The 19,969-nt window shown below is 41.0% G+C and carries 16 protein-coding genes; 8 read left to right on the forward strand and 8 right to left on the reverse strand.

The genetic code is table 11. The features are described from left to right. Positions 1 to 62: 62 nt before the first annotated feature. From MURRU_RS07000 to trhO, 4 genes are all read right to left on the reverse strand, one after another. A complete protein-coding gene (locus tag MURRU_RS07000) occupies positions 63 to 2,393 on the reverse strand; it encodes a penicillin-binding protein 1A (RefSeq protein WP_014032747.1) in 2,331 nt (776 codons plus the stop codon). Then, a complete protein-coding gene (locus tag MURRU_RS07005) occupies positions 2,393 to 2,884 on the reverse strand; it encodes a gliding motility lipoprotein GldH (RefSeq protein ID WP_014032748.1) in 492 nt (163 codons plus the stop codon). The genes MURRU_RS07000 and MURRU_RS07005 overlap by 1 nt, the downstream gene beginning before the upstream one ends. Next, entirely contained in the window at positions 2,874 to 4,031 is a 1,158-nt protein-coding gene (locus MURRU_RS07010; protein WP_014032749.1) for a PSP1 domain-containing protein, read from the reverse strand. Before MURRU_RS07010 ends, MURRU_RS07005 begins: the two co-directional genes overlap by 11 nt. 205 nt (positions 4,032 to 4,236) lie before the next feature. Continuing rightward, positions 4,237 to 5,268 carry an oxygen-dependent tRNA uridine(34) hydroxylase TrhO gene (trhO, locus tag MURRU_RS07015; RefSeq protein ID WP_014032750.1) on the reverse strand — a complete coding sequence of 344 codons (1,032 nt, stop codon included), beginning with the start codon at positions 5,266 to 5,268 and terminating at the stop codon, positions 4,237 to 4,239. 275 nt (positions 5,269 to 5,543) lie between these two features. Here trhO and recA point away from each other — a divergent pair, with 275 nt between their 5' ends. The 6 genes from recA to MURRU_RS07045 all read left to right on the forward strand — a co-directional run bounded on the left by recA (position 5,544) and on the right by MURRU_RS07045 (position 12,279). Further along, positions 5,544 to 6,551: a recombinase RecA gene (gene recA / locus MURRU_RS07020; RefSeq protein ID WP_014032751.1), complete on the forward strand. Its 1,008-nt coding sequence runs from the start codon at positions 5,544 to 5,546 to the stop codon at positions 6,549 to 6,551. A gap of 100 nt (positions 6,552 to 6,651) precedes the next feature. After that, positions 6,652 to 7,092: a hypothetical protein gene (locus MURRU_RS07025; protein WP_014032752.1), complete on the forward strand. Its 441-nt coding sequence runs from the start codon at positions 6,652 to 6,654 to the stop codon at positions 7,090 to 7,092. Between the two features lie 29 nt (positions 7,093 to 7,121). Next, positions 7,122 to 7,652, forward strand: coding sequence for an RNA polymerase sigma factor (locus tag MURRU_RS07030; RefSeq protein WP_014032753.1), 531 nt, complete (start codon positions 7,122 to 7,124; stop codon positions 7,650 to 7,652). Between the two features lie 12 nt (positions 7,653 to 7,664). Next, positions 7,665 to 9,116 (forward strand): outer membrane beta-barrel protein, encoded by a 1,452-nt coding sequence (locus tag MURRU_RS07035; RefSeq protein ID WP_014032754.1) that lies wholly within the window; start codon positions 7,665 to 7,667, stop codon positions 9,114 to 9,116. A 142-nt stretch (positions 9,117 to 9,258) separates the two neighbouring features. Next, entirely contained in the window at positions 9,259 to 10,425 is a 1,167-nt protein-coding gene (locus tag MURRU_RS07040; protein WP_245545071.1) for a histidine kinase, read from the forward strand. 3 nt (positions 10,426 to 10,428) lie between these two features. Next, complete coding sequence (locus tag MURRU_RS07045) at positions 10,429 to 12,279, forward strand: sensor histidine kinase (protein ID WP_014032756.1); 1,851 nt, start codon at positions 10,429 to 10,431, stop codon at positions 12,277 to 12,279. Positions 12,280 to 12,284: 5 nt separating this feature from the next. Here MURRU_RS07045 and MURRU_RS07050 read toward each other — a convergent pair whose 3' ends face one another. Next, positions 12,285 to 13,022 (reverse strand): lysophospholipid acyltransferase family protein, encoded by a 738-nt coding sequence (locus MURRU_RS07050; protein ID WP_014032757.1) that lies wholly within the window; start codon positions 13,020 to 13,022, stop codon positions 12,285 to 12,287. 57 nt (positions 13,023 to 13,079) lie between these two features. Between MURRU_RS07050 and MURRU_RS07055 the strand changes: the two genes are divergently transcribed. Together MURRU_RS07055 and trpS are read left to right on the forward strand one after the other, a co-directional pair. Continuing rightward, entirely contained in the window at positions 13,080 to 13,322 is a 243-nt protein-coding gene (locus tag MURRU_RS07055) for a GlsB/YeaQ/YmgE family stress response membrane protein (protein ID WP_014032758.1), read from the forward strand. Between the two features lie 87 nt (positions 13,323 to 13,409). Then, complete coding sequence (gene trpS, locus MURRU_RS07060) at positions 13,410 to 14,378, forward strand: tryptophan--tRNA ligase (protein WP_014032759.1); 969 nt, start codon at positions 13,410 to 13,412, stop codon at positions 14,376 to 14,378. A gap of 298 nt (positions 14,379 to 14,676) precedes the next feature. Here the strand turns inward: trpS and MURRU_RS07065 are convergent, their stop codons facing one another. From MURRU_RS07065 to MURRU_RS07075, 3 genes are all read right to left on the reverse strand, one after another. Continuing rightward, positions 14,677 to 15,750 (reverse strand): PA0069 family radical SAM protein, encoded by a 1,074-nt coding sequence (locus MURRU_RS07065; RefSeq protein ID WP_014032760.1) that lies wholly within the window; start codon positions 15,748 to 15,750, stop codon positions 14,677 to 14,679. A gap of 979 nt (positions 15,751 to 16,729) precedes the next feature. After that, a complete protein-coding gene (locus tag MURRU_RS17920) occupies positions 16,730 to 17,692 on the reverse strand; it encodes a collagen-like protein (protein WP_014032761.1) in 963 nt (320 codons plus the stop codon). A gap of 720 nt (positions 17,693 to 18,412) precedes the next feature. Continuing rightward, the gene (locus MURRU_RS07075; RefSeq protein ID WP_014032762.1) at positions 18,413 to 19,966 is read right to left on the reverse strand and encodes a hypothetical protein; all 1,554 of its coding nucleotides are present in this window, start codon (positions 19,964 to 19,966) and stop codon (positions 18,413 to 18,415) included. Between the last annotated feature and the right edge of the window lie 3 nt (positions 19,967 to 19,969).

Raw genomic sequence — 19,969 nt, forward strand, 5'->3', positions numbered from 1 at the left:
TAAAAAAGCCCCAAGCAAATTACGATATGCTTGGGGCTTTATTTTATTAAAGTGGGTTTGGACTAGAAATCCAAATCGTCCAAATCGTCTCCAGTATCAATATCTTCCTCTTCTTCCTGTTGTTGTTTGGAACAATCTATATTGATCGACATTTCTTCTGGTGCCTCAAAAGCATCCTTGGAAACGCCTATTTCTTCGTTGGCGTAGTTTTTCTTCATATAAAGGGCCCATATTGGCAATGCCATAGATGCTCCCTGTCCATATAATAAGCGATTAAAGTGAATGGACCTATCTTCACCTCCTACCCATACGCCTGTAACCAAGTTGGGTACCATCCCCATAAACCAACCATCGCTTTGATTTTGTGTAGTACCTGTTTTACCGGCAATAGGATTGGTTAATTCATAAGGGTATCCTGTTATGATTTCCTTGTAAACAGTTTGGTTTTTGCCATAGGTGTGCCTTAGACGCCCACCCGAACCATATTGAGTAACACCTTCCAAAAGGTTGATCATGGCATAGGCCACATCTTTGCTCAGTACATCCTTTGTTTCTGGTTTGTATTCAAAGAGCACGGTACCGTTTTTATCTTCGATACGGGTGACCATTACGGGTTTTACATACACCCCTTGGTTGGCATAGGTCCCAAAGGCTCCTACCATTTCATATACACTAACGTCGGGCGTGCCCAGAGCAATGGACGGCACTTCTGCAATATCCTTTGTAACACCCATACTTTTTGCTATGGAAGCCACGGAACCCGGGCCTACCCTATCAATCAATTGCGCGGTGATGGTGTTTACGGAATTGGCCAGTGCACTCTTTAATGTCATATCCTCTCCAGAATATGTTCCATCAGAGTTTTTAGGGGTCCATGCCTCCATATTTCCATGTTTCCCGGGCTCAATACTATATAGGTTGTCTGGCAAGGTGAAACAAGGGGAGTAACGTAATTGATCAATTGCCGCAGCATACACGAAAGGTTTAAACAATGAACCCGCTTGTCTTGATCCTTGAATTACATTGTCATATTGAAAATGTTTGTAATCTATACCTCCCACCCAAGCTTTTACGTGTCCCGTTTGGGGTTCCATGGACATCATTGCAGTACGTAGAAATGTTTTGTAGTACCGTATGGAGTCCATTGGTGTCATTATAGTATCTTTTTCAAAGGAATCGCTGTTCCAATCAAAAACGGTCATTTCGGTTTTCTTGTGGAAAGTTGCTTCAATGTCCTTTTCAGCCAATCCTTCACGTTTAAGATGGCGCCATCTGGCCGATCGTTTCATGGCGCGTTCCATAATGGTATCAATAGCCCCGCTTGTCAAATCCAGAAATGGAGCTGTAGGGTTGCGGTCGGGCGTATTTTGGTGAAAGAACTCAGCTTGTAGGTTTTTCATGTGTTCTTGAACTGCTTCTTCCGCATTTTGTTGCATTCTGGAATCTATGGTGGTATAAACCTTTAATCCATCCAAATAGATATTGTATTTTTCACCATCCGGTTTTGGATTTTCACGAACCCAATTGTTCAAATAACGCTGCATGTACATCCTAAAATAGGTGGCCAACCCTTCTCTGTGCGATTCTGGGTTAAAGTTGATTTTCATCTCTCTATTTTGCAAAGAGTCCTTCTCCTTTTCAGAGATATATCCATATTTGGCCATTTGCCCGAGAACGGTGTTACGTCTGTTAAAAACCAATTCTTCACGGCGTATGGGGTTATAAAGGGACGAGTTTTTTAGCATACCCACCAATACGGCGGACTCTTCGGTTCTAAGTTCGGCGGGCTCTTTTCCAAAGTAAATTCTAGATGCAGAACGAATACCGTCAGCATTGTACCCAAAATCATAAATATTGAGGTACATGGCTATAATCTCCTCCTTTGTGTAGTTACGCTCCAAACGGGTAGCTATAACCCATTCCTTGATTTTTTGTGTTACTGCCTCAAATAGGTTTCTAGATCTTACCCCTACGAAGAGTTGGCGTGCCAGCTGTTGCGAAATGGTACTTGCCCCTCCTTTGGTTCCCAAATAGGCCAAAGCCCTTGCAAATCCCCGGGCGTCAATTCCGGAGTGATCATAATATCGGGCGTCCTCGGTTGCCACAAGGGCATTTACTACATTTTGTGGCAGGGTTTCATAATCTACCCAAGTTCTATTGTCATCTAAATAGAGTTTTCCCAATGTTTCTCCATCCGAAGAGATGAATTCTGTTGCCAAATTGGTCTCTGGGTTTTCCAAACGTTCAAAGGTGGGCATTTCTCCAAGGGCTCCCCAAGAGGCCAATAGAAAGATTAGAACAACGGAAAGTACTCCTGCTCCAAATAAAATCCAAAACCATTTAATGAAAGGAAAAAAATTTTGCTGCTGTTTTTTTTGACGAGTCTTTGCCATTATAATTTGGGTGCTTTTTCTATTTCCAAACCAACATCTGTTACTCCTTCTAAAATATGAAGGCCTTCCACATCGCCATTTTTGCGCATGGCATGGGAAATATTCACTTTATATACGCCAGAATCGGGAAAATCGATGTTTTCCTTGAACCAAAGTTTGTTTTCCTTGACACTGCCCATTCCTTTCCCTAGCCATTCTCCACTGGGTTCTGCCATTTTGTATTCCAACGTATCCTTAACGGTATTACCGCTTGGATATTCTAATTCGGTAATCAAAAATAAATTGCTAAAGGCAAAAGTATCATCATTTCTGATGTTGATGAACATATTGTATGTTTCCGTGGAATCCAGTTCGGAAAATTGGAAGTCCACCCCTTGGTTCATCTGCCATTTTCCTTCTTTGATGGGTTTATAGTCCGAGTAAACCAACAACTCATTGCAGGATGATAGGGCAAGGACTGCAACAAGTAGAAACAAAAAATTATTTCGCATTGGATGCTTTGGATTTTGGTTTTCTACGTTTTTTCTTTCTTCGCTTTTTATTCTTGGGCCTATCAAAACGGGTAAGGCTATCTTGGCCTACTACATTTTCAAACGTAGTTTTTTCCTCATCCACATTATCGGCAGCATACTCCTCTAGGCTTGCAATTTTTTCGTTCTTCTTATTTAGCTCCAAAATTTCCAACACTTGGTCTTTGGACAAAGTATGCCATGTAGCGGGTTCATCTTTGTAGGAGAACCATAGGGTTTCTTTAAAAATATCCGCTTTTTGGCAAAAAGCTATCCCTTTTTGGGTTTTGAGCTTACAATCGGAGGGAGGAAAATTTTTGAGTGCTTCCAGATACATATCCAGCTCATAATTGAGGCAGCATTTGAGCTTGCCACATTGACCTGCCAATTTTTGAGGGTTCAAGGCCAATTGTTGGTAACGGGCAGATGCAGTACTGACCGATCTGAAATCTGTCAACCACGTAGAACAGCAAAGCTCACGCCCACAGGAACCGATACCTCCCAAGCGCTGGGCTTCTTGTCGGTAGCCGATTTGGCGCATTTCAATACGAATACCAAAGGCTTTGGCCATGTCCTTGATCAACTGTCTAAAATCCACTCGATCTTCCGCGGTGTAGTAAAACGTAGCTTTGGAACCGTCTCCTTGGAATTCCACGTCGCTCAATTTCATTTCTAGCCTTAACGAAATGGCTATTTCTCGGGAACGTTTCTTTATTTCTTCTTCCCTATCCCTACATTTTTGCCAAATATCAATGTCCCGTTGGGTGGCTTTTCTGTAAATTTTAGGGATGGTCTTATCATCAGGTGCCACCTTTTTCTTTTTCATCTGTATCCGCACCAATTCACCGGTAAGGGTAACCACGCCAACATCATGACCTGATTTGGCCTGAGTGGCCACTACATCACCTATGGACAATGTGAGATTCTCCGTATTCCTAAAAAATTCCTTTCTACTATTTTTAAAACGTACCTCAACGCAATCAAAAGGTTTTTGACCGTTGGGCAACGACATATTGGAAAGCCAGTCAAAGACTGTTAGCTTGTTACAACCATCAGTGCCGCAAGTACCATTGTTCTTGCAACCACGCGGTTGTCCATCCTTGCCGGTTGAACAACTGCTACACGCCATATTTAATATCTTGATTGAGGTGCCGATAAAACGTTGTCAGCTGGATTACAGTCACAAACTCCTTCAAGCATTGAGAAATTTAAAACTCATCATGACTGTGCTCGATATGACATAAAATTCCTTCCTATCCGTTTAAACAACCTCAATAGGGTTCATAAAAATTACTAATTGTAAATATAGTACAATTTGTTGCAGTAGTGAAATGCTACTTCTTGTATTTCAACACAGGAGAACGTCCTTTTTTGAATATTTTGTTGCTGGCTCCCTTGCCTTTGCGCAAACGTTTTTGCTCCTCGTAGGGCAATGCGTGTATTTCCTTGCAATCCACAGAGCAGCAATTGTTCATGGCTTCCGCACATTCATCGCATTGGATAAACAGTAAATGGCAGGCTTCATTGGCACAGTTCACATGCGTATCACAGGGCTTGCCACATTGGTGGCAATGCGCTATCACTTCGTTTGATATACGTTCTCCCCTCCTGTGGTCAAAAACAAAGTTTTTCCCCAAAAACTTATTTTCCAACTGTTTTTCCCTGACCTGGCGGGTGTATTCAATGATACCTCCTTCCAGTTGGTACACATTTTTGAAGCCTTTGTGCTTGTAATAGGCGCTCGCCTTTTCGCAACGGATACCACCGGTGCAGTACATTACCAGTTTTTTGTCTTCCTTGTGTTCGGCAAGGTCTTGTTCAATGATATCGAGTGAGTCACGGAAAGTGTCCACATCGGGTGTTACGGCATTTTTAAAATGGCCTATCTCGCTTTCGTAATGGTTTCGCATATCTACCAGAACAGTATTCTCGTCTTCAATAAGTTCGTTGAACTGTTCCGCACCTACGTGGATTCCTTTATTGGTGACATCAAAAGTGTTATCGTTCAGCCCATCCGCCACAATTTTTTTGCGGACCTTCACCTTTAATTTCAAAAACGATTTGTTGTCCTGCTCAATGGCGATGTTCAACCTCACATTTTCCAAAAATGTAATGCTGTCCAAATGTTTCTTAAAAGTATTGAAGTTTTCCGCGGGTACCGAAAGTTGAGCGTTTATTCCTTCGTGGGCCACATAAATCCGACCTAGAACTTCCATATCGTTCCAAGCCAAAAAAAGATGGTTCCTTAAAATTTGGGGATTGCCTATGTGTGCATATTTATAGAAAGAGATGGTAAGCCGTTCTTTTCCAGCTTCCTCAATAAGGGCTTCCCTTTCTTTTGCACTTAATGTGTTGTACAGTTGCATGCTATACCTGATTAAGTTAAAGAATGGTTCTTAAAAATGTGGGGCAAAGATAAGAATTAAAGGGAAAATAAAATCAAAAGGGCCTTTTAACGGGCCCTCTTAATCCTTTACTTCCTTTTCATAGCTGAATTTTCTCCCTCCTAGCAATTGCGAGCTGTAACCAGCTCTATATAGATGAGTTAGTACAATTAAGATGTAATGTTATTAAAAAGGTTGCGTGGCCTTTGTAGCATGTTGAAAGAAATGGTATTTTAGCCTCCCTAATCGTTTTTACCATGAGCAAAGAGAAAGAAGCAAAATTAAAAGCCCTCAAACTTACATTGGACAAACTGGACAAAACCTACGGTAAAGGTGCTGTCATGAAAATGGGGGATAGTGTTGTTGAAGATGTGGAGGTAATCCCTTCTGGCTCATTGGGATTGGATATTGCCCTCGGCGTAGGGGGTTACCCAAGAGGACGGGTGATTGAAATTTACGGCCCCGAATCTTCAGGTAAAACCACGTTGACCCTACACGCCATTGCCGAAGCTCAAAAAGCTGGCGGTATTGCCGCTTTTATTGATGCAGAACATGCTTTTGACCGCTTTTATGCCAAAAAGTTAGGAGTTGATATTGACAACTTGATCATCTCCCAACCCGATCATGGAGAGCAAGCCTTGGAAATTACAGAAAACTTGATTCGCTCCGGTGCTATTGATATTGTAATTGTGGATTCCGTAGCGGCCCTTACACCAAAAAGCGAGATTGAGGGTGAAATGGGAGATTCCAAAATGGGATTGCACGCTCGATTGATGTCTCAAGCACTGAGAAAATTGACTTCTACCATCAGCAAAACAAAATGCACCGTAATCTTTATTAACCAATTGAGGGAAAAGATCGGGGTAATGTTCGGAAACCCCGAAACAACCACCGGTGGTAATGCCCTTAAATTTTACGCATCTGTACGATTGGACATTAGGCGTTCTACACAAATTAAAAGTACTGATGGCGATGTACAAGGGAACAAGACCCGGGTAAAAGTGGTGAAAAACAAAGTGGCCCCTCCTTTTAAAACTGCCGAATTTGACATTATGTACGGCGAAGGGATTTCCAAAATAGGAGAAATACTTGATTTGGGAGTTGCCTACGAAATTGTCAAGAAAAGTGGTTCTTGGTTCAGCTATGGCGACACCAAATTGGGTCAAGGAAGGGATGCCGTAAAATCACTTCTAATGGACAACCCAGAACTATCCGAAGAATTGGAAGCAAAAATTAAAGAGGCCATTACTGCAGTAAGCGAATAGTTTTTTTATTACTTTTTTTGGGGATATTAACTTTTGGTTGTGAAAATCCTACGCAACCCTTGTGTATACTGTACATCTAGGGAATAAAAAGGATTTTATTATGAAAAAAGTGTTAGTGCCCTTTATTTTGATTGTGGCATGCTCATGGTTCGTCTCTTGTGAGGTGGATGATGATTCCCCCAATTTTTACTTTACTGCCTTAAAAACAGTTGAGGCCGATGTGCCCGAATCATTTGAGTTTGGGAAAACCTACGACATTGAAGTAACCTACCAACGACCCAACGGTTGCACCTTTTTTGAAGGTTTTGATGTAACAAATACTGCGGAAACGGGTCGTGATATTGTTGTGGTCGGTTCTGTCTTAACTGATGAGGACCGTGCCTGCACCCAAGCCGTGGAAGAAGTTGTGGCCACGTTAAAATTTAATGTAATTTACACTAAAGACTATCTCTTCCGGTTTTACGCAGGTGACGATGCCGATGGTAATGCAACCTATTTGGAATATACAATCCCAGTAGCAGAAGGGGAACCAACAAATTAAACAATCAATAATCCAAAATTGACCAACATTTGGATCTTGAAGAACTTATACATAACTGTAAAAAGGGAAATCGACAGGCCCAAGCCGAGCTATACCGGAGATACTCTGGTATTCTTTTCGGTATGTGCCTCAAATATTCCCGTAACAAAACGGAAGCGGAGGACAATCTGCACGACAGTTTTATGACCATATTCGACAAGGTCGACCAGTTCAGTTTTAAAGGATCTTTTGAAGGTTGGATCAAACGGATAACCGTAAACACGGTACTCCAGAAATACAGAAAAGACCAATACCTCAACGTAGTTTCGGAAAATACAGAAGATGAGGTAGAAGTGGAAACAGAGGGCGCAGACATAAGCCTCTCCACCTTATTGGGTTATATACAAGAGCTGCCACATAAATATAGGTTAACGTTCAACCTTTACGTATTGGACGGCCACAGTCACAAAGAAATCAGTGAGATGTTGGGGACATCCACCGGAACCTCAAAATCCAATTTGGCAAGGGCCAAGGCCATTTTGAGGGATAAAATAGAAAAAGCCAAAATAAACATTGCTTAAATAGAACTAACGATGGGGAAAAAGAATTTAGAGCAATTGTTCAAAGAAAGTTTTCAAGACTTTCAAGAAGTTCCGGACGAAAAAGTCTGGAACTCCATTGAAGCCTCTTTGGACAAAAAGAAACAAAAGAAACGGGTCGTTCCAATTTGGTGGGGCCTTGGGGGTGCAGCCGCTGTTTTGGCAATACTGCTGTTGGCAATCAATCCGTTTGCCGAAGAACCAAAAGAAGAACATATCATTACCGATAGGGAAAACATTGCTATTCCAGACGAAACCGATAATTCAGAAGAAAAGAACAATAAAGGTTTTAATAGTCCAGTGACTACTTCAGAAAAGCGAGAGGATGGTTTGGCAAATACTTCCGATAGTGAAAACTTGGAGGAAAGAAACCATCAAACAACCGATAACGACTTACATGAAAATGAGGTTTCAGCAATTGCCGAAAATGATGCTTCCAGCAATTCAAAAATGAATGACTCAGCTGATAAGACTCAGGCCAAAAACAATGGTTTGATCGAATCTGAAGCAATTTCTTCTGAAAAAGATGGCGCAGAAAAAAACACTGCCATTGCGATGAATGATGATGAAGGCCAAAGGCGAACCACTGAAACAGATGGGGATAACAATCAAGTTGCACAGCATACAGAAGAAAAAGAGGAAGCTGAAAAAAAATCCATTTACGATGCGATTGAAGAACAAAAGGAAATAGAAGAAGCGGTGGCAGAAAACAAAACGGGAAAATGGTCCGTTGGCCCTTCTTTGGCACCTGTATATTTTGATGCCGCTGGAGATGGTTCTCCTGTTGGAGCCGACTTCTCCTCCAACTCAAAATCGGGAAAATTTAATTTAAGCTATGGTCTTACGGTAGCGTATGAAGTTGGCAAAAAATTAAAAATACGTTCGGGAGTGCACAGGGTAAATTATGGCTACAATACCAACGATGTAGTTTTCTCTTCAACATTACGAGCTGCCTCGGCCAATAGAATAGCAAATATTGATTATAACCCAAACTCTGAATCTATAATTGTACAAAGTAGGGAAAATGCCAAGAACGCCCCTGCGGTCAATTCTAAAGAGATAGCATTCAGCGAAGTACCCTCCCTTGATGGCAAAATGGTTCAGCAATTGGGTTATATTGAGGTTCCATTGGAAGTAAATTACGCCGTTTTGGACAAAAAGCTCGGCGTTGATCTTATAGGAGGTGTAAGCTCGCTTTTCCTTGTGGACAATTCGGTTTTGTTGGAATCCAATGAACTGGTTACCGAAATGGGCGAGGCGAACAACATAAACGCTTTAAACTTTAGCGCCAATGTGGGTATGGGCCTCAATTATAAATTTACACCCAAGGTCAGGTTTAATATTGAACCTGTATTCAAGTATCAATTAAACACCTTTTCCAATGTGTCCGGCAATTTTAAACCTTATTCCATTGGAGTTTATAGCGGTATCAGCTTTAAGTTTTAATCTGTAAGAAGTTGGTTAGGAAGATTGCTCCTTTAAGCAATCAATTAAGCGCCCCATTAAAACGGGCGCTTTTTTGCGCCAAAAACATTCACATATTTTTCTTACTTTCAGGCCTATAAAAACTAACCAACCTTTTGACAATGTGAAAAATAATCAGTTTGAAGATGTCCTCATTTACTTTTCAAAATCGCTTATGGGAAAGGAAAATGAAGATGATATTCTCTGGGACGTGGCCAAGAACTGTATTGGCCAGTTGGGGTTTGTGGATTGTGTGATCTATCTTGTAGATGACAACAAGGAGTACTTGATCCAAAAAGCCGCATACGGCCCAAAAAACCCAAAGGACAAGACCATTTACAACCCAGTTAAAATTCCTATGGGCCAAGGAATATCGGGTTACGTGGCCCAAACGGCCCAAGCGGAAATTATTAACGATGCCTCTAAAGACCCTAGATATATTGAGGATGATGAGGCAAGACTATCGGAAATTTGCGTGCCCATTACCTGCGAGGATATTGTTTATGGCGTTATTGATTGCGAGCATCCCGAAAAAGGCTTTTTTACGGACCATCATCTTAAGATGCTCTCGGCCTTTGCCGCCATCTGTGGCATAAAAATTAGAAGCGTTCGCACCCACGAAGCGCTGATGGAAGAACACGATCGTTTGATAAAGATCAAAGAAGAGATGGTCGAGTTGAAGCTAAAAAGCCTGAGTTCGCAATTAAATCCACATTTTGTTTTCAATTCGCTCAATTCCATCCAGTATTTCATTACCTCGGAGAAAAAAAGACTGGCCTTGGAGTATTTGTCCATGTTCAGCAAGCTCATCCGATTTTACCTGAATCAATTGGGGCAGGAAACGGTTCACTTAAAAGATGAGATAGACATGCTCCATTCGTACCTGAAGCTTCAAAAGCTACGTTATGATGGTTTGTTCGATTATGACATATCTCTCCATGAAAACTCAAAAAAGATGGAAGAAGCGACCATTCCTTCCCTTGTAGTGCAAACGCTTTTTGAGAATATTATTGAAAGCGCCATGTACAACCAACAAAAGGGACAACATTTTAATGTGCTGCTAAAAATTGCCGACACTACTGTAACGCTCAAGGTTCTTCACCAATCGCTCCAGACAGGTAAATCCGCAAACAATCAATCAGGTTATCGCGAAAGCATTTTGCAGTGGCAAGATCAAGTCAACCTTCTAAATGCTGTAAAAGATTTTAAAATTACCACTACAATTACCCATAGTTTTGACAATGACATCCAGAAAAGAAGTATTTCCCTAAAACTTCCCAATCTGATATAACCTATGCTAAGACTTACACGAAACCTATCCATTTTGCTTGTCTGTTGGTTATGGCACCCCTGTTTTGCCCAAGAAGCCACTTTTGAAAAAGAGGTTTCATTTAAAATGATCAAGACATCGGATACCAGTTTGACCGTAAAAGATATCCTTAACCAGACCGAAGAATTTAAACTTCCCCGTCAATTTGAACAAAAAACAGACCCAAAGGACATTTACTGGATTAGGTTGGATTTTGAGAACAGCATTGCTTCCAAGGAATCCGATGCTATCTTTTACCTTAAAAACAACACGTTTGATTACGGGGCCTTTTACCACAAAAGCAAAAGTGGCATCGCCAAAAAGCCCATCGGACAATTTGATAAAGACCCCATTGCCAAAAGAATCAGGGGTTCCAATTACTACTCTTACCTCGAGTTCAATACCCAAGACCTGATCAATGATCGTTATTTAATGCTCAAGGTCCAGCGCATTACCTTTAAGGAAGATATTTCCAATTGGCATTTTAATTACAGTACCCTATCGCCTGATAAGTACGGTACACCCAATGATTTTCACCAACAAATTTTTTATGGGGTTTTTGCAGGGATTTGTCTTATCATCTGGTTTTCCACAACTTCCATGTACCTGTTTCAACAAAAACGGGAATTGCTTTATTATTCCACATATTTACTTTTGCTCTTCATCTATTTGACCGGAAGGTATTTCGGTTTTTTTCAGTTTGTGCTTAATGATTCTCCGTTACAACATTGGGCATCCCAAGGCTTTATTTTTTCTTCCAATATAGCTTATGGCTATTTTTTGATAGCCTATCTCAACACCAAAAAAGATTATCTCATCATCCATTATGCTTGTTTGGCAGCGATTGTAGTCAATATCGCAATTATAATCCTAATGGGAATCTTTTACTCCTTAAACTATATTGATGGACTTACATTTCTTGTGGGGCATAGCCAAAAAACTCTCAACCTTTACGGATTGCTTGCCTGTATGTTCTTGTTTTTGATATACCGGGATACACTTATGTATATTGTCCTATCCGCAACAATGGTTCTCTGCCTTGGCGGTTTGGCGCGTTATTATTTGGCAGCCCCAAACGACGGGCTCTATATGAACAGTCTACCGTACTTGATCATAGGATGTTCCATTGAGGTAATCATATTTGCTTTTGGATTAAACTATAAGGCCTATCTGGAATTTAGGGAAAACTATAGATTGCGCGAGGAAGTACTCATCAACAAAATAAAGGCGCTACGGGCACAGATCAATCCACATTTTATATTTAATGCACTTGGTTCCATCCAACATCTTATACTGGACAAGAAGAATACAAGTGCTCTTAAATACCTGACCAAATTCAGTAGATTGATGCGTAACGTATTGGAGAGTTCCATAGTGGCCAACATACCTCTCGATGAAGAGATTGAAATGCTCAAAGACTATTTGGAACTGGAATCCCTTAGGTTCAACAATTCTTTCACGTACAACATTCAAGTCGATGAAAATTTGGATGAAACTGAAATTGAAGTGCCCTCCATGGTTTTGCAGCCCTTTGTGGAAAATGCCCTGATCCATGGTCTGTTGCCCAAAAAGGAAGGGCCCAAGGAGCTCGTTATCCAGTTTAAGGCAAAAGAACAACAACTCTGGTGTATAGTAGATGATTCGGGTGTGGGCAGACAATCGGCCAAAAACAAGACCCACATATATCCAAAAGAAAAAAAATCAAGAGGATTGGAGGTCACAAAACAACGGTTGGAATCCTTGGGGGTTGCCCAGAATCCTATCCAAATAATAGATAAGTTTGATGAAGATAATCGCCCTTTGGGCACCACGGTGATTATAAAAATACCGATATAGGATTTTTACTTTTTGGTCAGTTCTTTCAAAATTACATTTCTTACCTCTTCCCTTAAAGTAGAGGTATCCGACGCACTCAAAATTCCAGTCTCGAAAAACTCGTGCACTTTAGCCCTGATTTGTCCAGGTCCGCCACTAAAAAAGGTAAATGAAAAGCGTTTTTTATTATCCAAAAAAGTCATGGGTACCACAGGAATTTTATGGGCAATCGCCATTTTAAACGCCCCATCCTTAAACTTGTCCAAAACAATATCCTCCTCGGGCACGCCCCCTTCCGGAAAAATACAAATACTCAGCCCTTGATCTAGTCTTCTTTGGGCGCGACGATAAACCCTGGTTCTACTACGAACGTTTTCCCTATCCACCATTATGCAGACCCGTTTATAGAAAAATCCAAAAATGGGAATGCTCTCCAATTCCTTTTTGCCCACAAAAACAAAAGGGTTTCTACTAATCACCAACATCAGCATAATATCAAGCATACTGGTGTGGTTGGCCACTAGCATATAGCTCTTTCCTCTCACCATGCGCTGCTCGCGAACAATCTTGGGAAAACAGCCCATACCGTACAAAATAGGTCTGGCCCATAAATTCCGTGCCAACCAAAAAAAATGGGGGTAGGTTTTTTCGGAGATAGTAAAAATGAGCAAAATCGGGAAAAATAATAGAATGGGAACGGTAACCAAGATATAGAACCAAACCCTATACACTACATGTCCCGCATTTCTGATTATTCCAAGCATTCATCAAAAGTAAAATTTTTGAATATCTTTATAAGACTAACCATTAAAATTTAGGATATGGGTATTTTATATGCTTTATTGATCGGTGCCCTGGCCGGATGGCTTGCGGGCAAAATCATGAAAGGGGGCGGCTTTGGTCTTCTTTTGAATATTATTTTAGGAATTGTTGGTGGTATTGTGGGCAATTGGCTTTTTGGTGCTCTTGGGGTTCATATAGGGTCGGGAATTATTGGCCACCTCATCACCGGGGTTATTGGCGCCGTAGTGATTCTTTTCATTGCCGGGCTGTTCAAGAAATAAACCCTGATTAAATCAATTCTACGTTAAGGGGTACTGCCGCTTTTTTTATATGTACGGGATGCTTACTTTTACGGGCAAAAATTTAGCATGGCCCGAATTCTGACCGGAATACAAAGCACAGGCACACCCCACTTGGGTAATATTTTGGGAGCAATTTCGCCTGCCATTGAAATGGCGGAGGATCCCAAAAACGACTCCTTTCTCTTTATTGCAGATATGCACTCGCTTACCCAAATTAAGGATGGTGAGCTGTTACGAAACAACACCTATGCCATAGCTGCAGCTTGGCTGGCCTTTGGCCTTGATATTGAAAAAACTGTTTTTTACAGACAGAGCGATATTCCACAAACAGCTGAATTGGCTTGGTACCTTAGCTGCTTTTTTCCGTACCAGCGATTAACATTGGCACATTCCTTTAAGGACAAGGCCGATAGGTTGGAAGATGTGAACGCAGGGTTGTTTACCTACCCCATGCTTATGGCAGCCGATATTTTATTGTATGATGCTGATATTGTTCCCGTAGGGAAAGACCAGCTCCAGCATTTGGAAATGACCCGCGATGTGGCCTCCCGCTTTCATAACCAGATGGGCGAAACCTTTGTGATGCCCGAAGCCAAAGTACACGAGCAAACCATGTACGTGCCTGGTACGGATGGTGAAAAAATGAGCAAAAGCCGTGGCAACCTCATCAACCTGTTTCAACCGGACAAAAAACTCCGTAAGCAAATTATGGGCATTGTTACCGATAGTACGCCCATGGAAGAGCCCAAGGACCCAAGCAAGGACAATGTTTTTGCTTTGTACAAGCTATTGGCCTCTACTGCACAAATCGAAGAAATGAGCGCCAACTATTTAGCTGGAAACTATGGTTATGGACATGCTAAACAAGCCTTGTACGAACTCATTTTAAAAAAGTTTGAAGAACCCCGCGAAAAATTCGAATACTATATGAACCACAAAAACGAGGTGGACGAAGCCTTGGCCTTTGGTGCAGAAAAAGCTCGCAAAGTAGCTGATAGTGTTTTGCTTCGGGTTCGTGAAAAGTTGGGGTATTGATTTTGCTTTCTACCATTTTAAGGTGATGCTTTGCAAAACCTATGAATCGTATAGTACCATTCAATTGCTTTGACTCCATTTTGGTATGACTATTTAAATCAAAAACCTCATTTATTGTCCATATAAAATATTGATAAAGAGTCTTTTAGTAGGGGTGAGCTCAAAATTCAGGTAAAATTCAACATAAGGCGCCTATTGAATTCATGGTATTCCAGCGGAAGGCTGGCGCTCAGGATGTCAGCTCTAAATGAACGAACATTTATTGAGAATTGTTCAATAGTTGATTGGTAAATTGTAGTTAAAACAACCTCATCTGCCCATCTTTGTATTGATTGTGAAGCTCCATGTTCAACCGAGGAAAGGTTTTGCCTTTAAAATATCGCTTCTTGGCCAAATGGGCCATTTCGTGTATTTGCTCCGCAATTTTACCCTCTCCTTTTGTTCTTGTGCCAAATCGGCTATCATTTAATGTTCCTCCATGGCAATCCTGTATTTGATGTAAAACTTTTTCCGCCCTATCTGGCATTGCTTTTTTTATCCAGTCCGAAAATATTTGACCTATGGCCCCATTGAGCCGCACTACCGTTAACCCAAAGGAAAGGGCTCCATGGTCGGCCACGGCCTTGGCCAATGGCAACAACTCGTGGGAATTTATTCCAGGGATCATGGGTGCCAGCATAGCATTGACGGGTATATTGTTCTCGGATAACACCTGAATGGTCTTTAATCGTTTTTGAATGGATGCCGTTCTGGGTTCCAATTTTCGTCTCGTCTTTTCCGATAATGATGTAACAGAGATATTGACCCCGACCAATTGGTGTTTGTTCAGCTCTTTTAAAATGTCCAAATCACGAAGAACCAAAGCATTTTTTGTGATGATGCCCACAGGGTGGCGATACTTTAAAAAAACTTCAAGGCATTTACGTGTAATCTCGAACCTTTGCTCTGCGGGTTGGTAACAATCCGTATTGCCGGACAGCACAATGGTCTGTGCTTTCCATTTTTTATGCTTGATCTTGGTTTCTAAAAGCTCTGGTGCCGATTCTTTCACCAATATTCGTCGTTCAAAATCCAAACCTGCACTATAGCCCCAATATTCGTGGGTGTTTCTGGCATAACAATAAATACAACCATGCTCGCAGCCCTGGTAAGGGTTCATGGAATATCCCATCCCCACATCGGGGCTATCCACTTTGTTGACAATCGTTTTTGGAAAAATAGGAATGTACTTTGTTTTGTTGCTTTCAGCTTCCTCTCCTTCCAAACGGCAGAATTCCAAAAAATCCTCCCGCATCTCATACACATGTTGCAAAAACCGATTGCTTGTGTTTTTCTGTGCTCCTCTCCCTTTTAGAAACTCTTTGGACGGCATTGTCTTGGATTTATTCCAAATATATGGATTATTTCCTTTGTTTGGATATTTTGATTGATGGATTACTAGAGATTTAGATGGTTTATAAGTATTAATGAGGTTGACACAAATGTCACTCCGTCATTTCGAATGGGAACCCAATCTTGATTGGGTGTGAGAAATCTGAAGTATCAGCATCAAATAGATTTCTCAATCGTCGTTGCACTCCTCATTTCGAAATGACATCACTTCTCTTGACATTTCAAGGAAGGTGAAGAATCCCTTCAACGCTATAAAGTTTGACACGCCTGCCTGCCGCCTTTAGGCAGGAATTGCACGGATTCCCTCGAATTTATTTTGTTTCACCACGGTTGTCATTCCGTGCGGATGGGCAGATAGCCATCAAGGGTACAATTGTTCTTGAGCTTATCGGGAGTCGGATGTCCGAAGAACGATGCACGAAGTCAGTTGGCAGTGGCAGTTTACAGCAATCCAATAACTCCAAACTTAATTCGTGCAAATTTGTGTCAGGCCGTCATTCCGGACTTGTTTCGGAATCCCATAGGAGTGAGACCCTGAAACAAGTTCAGGGTGACGGGATTTCTCCCCTCTTTCACGCTAGAGTGAGCCTCTTTCGTGCCAAGTACACAAAATGCTGTAAATGATCGGAACGAGCGTGACGCTTGCACCAGCAATAGGTTTATAAGTATTAATGAGGTTGGCACAAATGTCATGAATTTGTATCAAGACACTCCGTCATTTCGAAATGACATCACTTCTATTGACATTTCAAGGAAGGTAAAGAATCCCTTCAACGCTATAAAGTTTGACACGCCTGCCTGCCGCCTTTAGGCAGGAATTGCCGAATTCTTTACCACTGTTGTCATTCCATGTCAAGCACAGAATAAGAAAAGCCGAGCTTTCGCCCGGCTTCTCCGTTTTGGTCAGGTGCCCCAACGGGGGAATATCCTTAATTAAAATGTTTATTATACTTCTTTATCTATTTTTTAGAAAGGAATTCATAAAGTGGAGCCATTCTTTCTTCTGTTGTCATATTTTCCCAACTTTTTAGTTTTGAAGAATCAATATCGCCTTTTCCAGCATTATTGATTTCCTTAGTTTTAATAACTAGAACAGGTCTAAGGTCTGTTTGAATAGCTTCACTAGAAGAAAAACCTATTCTGCTTAAACCATTTACAGCCTCAGTAGACAGTCGCAATCGAACTCCTTTGTTTGCATCACCTTGCTCTCCAATATTATCACATATCCAAGCAGTAACCACGGATTGCGGTAAAGGCAAGGCCATCCATCCTAAATCTTGAGATGAATTAACCATAGTCCCTAATCCAGCCGTGTAGTTATCCGACCCATTAAATGGCCCAACAAAAAGTTCACTTTTAGCCCCCGGTAAAAACCAAGAGTCAACGGCGTTCGCTTGTGTCCAAGTAGCATCTTCCTCATTAAAAATTGGATCGTTGGGGCCATAAAACCCATGATGGATATAGCCTTGATTAAATCCACCTGCTGCAACTGTTCCAGTACTATATAAATATAATATTGCTTGGGTAACAATATAGTCTTCTCCACAATTAGTATGATCAGATCCAAATTCACTATTGATATAATCCGAAATTCCATCGAATCTCATTAGAACATACCTATGGTTATCTGCATCAAGATCTTCTATAAGATTAAGTGTTTCATTATTTGTCGAACCAGAGTTAAAACTAATTTGTACATCTTGAGTTCCTTCATATCCATCAAATCCATTTTGAAAGTAGAAGTCTACGTTTGGTCGGTTCTCTCCATCTTGTCCAGGTTCACCCTGATCCCCTTGTTCGCCTTGGGGACCTTGAGGTCCTTCTTTTCCTTGTAGTCCTTGTTCTCCATCTTCACCGGAGCAAGAGACCAAAACCATTGCCATGCCAAGCACGGCCATACTAAATAATCTAATTGATTTCATAAAAATTTTGTTTTTAATTAGGGTTATATGAAACCAAAAGTATGTTGTAAAAATGGGTGTTTTAGTACCTAACTAACCTATGACCAATTTGGTTTGACGGATGGTGCAAATGAATTGATAGAAAAACTAAATTGTAAGTTTTTTCTTTCTTAATTAAATAATAAAAGGATTGACACTAGTTCCACGAATTAGCATTAAGACCCTCCGTCATTTTCGAACGGGAACCCGATCTTGATTGGGTGGAGTGTGAGAAATCTGAAGTATCAACATCGAATAGATTTCTCAATCGTCGTTGCACTCCTCATTTCGAAATGACATCACTGCCCTCGACATTCCAAACAATGCAAAGAGAATCCTTTCAACGCTGTAAAGCTTGACACGAATTGCACAGATTCTCTCGATTTTTTTGTTTCACCACTGTTGTCATTCCGTGCGGACAGGCAGATAGCCATAAAGGGGACAAATGTTCTTGCTCTTGATGCTTGGGCTTGTCGGGAGTCCGAAGTCGGAGTCAATTTGCAGTAAGCAATAACTCTTGAACTTGAAACTTGAACTTGTCAGAAGTCGGGAGTCAGTAGTCAGTAGGCAGATTGCAGTAACTGGATAACCCAATAACTTAGTCCGATGTACAAAGTCTTGTCTCTTGTGTCTTGGTTCTTGACTCTCTTTTCTTTGTATTTGATGCTTGAGCTTGTACTTGATGTTGATGAGTCTTGGTTCTTATTTAAAATCGACCTTTACCAATTGTTTTCTGCTTCCTTGCTTGGCGTAGAAGAGCATTTTGCCCTCCTCTTCGTCCTTAAGTGGTTTGGAGACCATGAGTGGTAATCTGGCTTCTTGCTGATCGATGATTTTCTCATAATCCATAACTCCGTTTTCATCCAAAGAAATCAGGAAAACGTTACGATTTCTACTAAACCCTTGTTTAAAAATCAATCGCTCGTTGTTTATGAGTTGTGGGTGCTCCGAAGAAGTACAGATAAAAAAATACGTTTTACCATTTTTGCAGTAAGAACTGTAGGAGGCATAGGCTCCATCGCCTTGGGTAACTTCGGTCTTGTTGATATTTCTGGCCCATTTCATATCGCCATTGGCCCCTAATTTAACGCTGACAATGTCATTATAGTGATAACGCTCAATCTTTACACGTTGTCCGGCTCCAGTAACCTCTAAACCTGAAGTGACAAAATATTCTTCCGCATTGAACAAGATATCTTGGTCATCGGTTATCTCAACTCCTTTAAATACCAGGTTTTTGATATCATGGTCCCCTGCCCGTCCAAATTTATCGTCCATAAACTGCTGTGAAAAGGGATTGTATTTTTGGACTTGGATATCCAATGTTCCAGGGTCTACATCAAAATAGGCTATGCCATTGTAGCGATTATCTCTCCTATCTGAATAAAACCCAACACAGACCAGTCTGTTTTTTGTGATGATAGGGTAGAGTCCCTCGGGATACTTGCCAGGATCTACAAAAGGTTGGGTCTTACTGTCGTTTTGCGACACACTGATCAACTCATAATGATACTTTCGCTCATCTACCCGAAATCGTCTCTTTTTATAATAGGCCTTGCCCACTATATATGCCGTTTGCATGTCCCGGGAGATGGCCACATTCTCAAAAGCATAGTTCTTTTCCTCAATCTCATTGGAAAAATCATATTCAAACTTTTTGTTCAGAGCGGTATCGAACAAATGAATCATATGCTTGTTGCTCTTCCCTCTTTTATGATGTGTACTTATGACGAACCCCGATTTGTCTTCATTAAAAAGTATGGCCGTGGTGAATCCTTTTGCAAAATCGCGGTTGTAATAATTTTTGCCCACAGGATCCTTAACTTCTTCTGAAGCTATTGAAAGTAACTTTTTTGGTTTAAAATTAAAGTCGATTATAGGGCTGGTATGTACCCAATATTCATATTCCCCTTTATTGGGATTATAATTTAGGAACAAAAGGTTCAACTGACCATTTTTGAGGAATCCGTCCACAAAATCCAACCCCTTGAGCTTATAATTGTACTCGGACACCAGTTCGAGCTCACTATTGTATTTTTCAATAAGATACCCTTTGGGTTTGAGTACCAATCCCTGATAGTAGGCACGTACCAAAACATAGCCCCCAGAGTCGTCCTCTTCAAGCGTAACGAGATTGGAATAGCGGTGTCTGTCGCGGTATTTTTCCCCAAAATCGTAGGAAACGGGCATTTTTTGGGCATTGACGGCCATACCTGTCAATACAAAGCAAAATAATGGAAGTAGGTATTTTTTCATGAT

Origin of the sequence: Allomuricauda ruestringensis DSM 13258 (assembly GCF_000224085.1) — a bacterium.
GTDB lineage: Bacteria > Bacteroidota > Bacteroidia > Flavobacteriales > Flavobacteriaceae > Flagellimonas > Flagellimonas ruestringensis.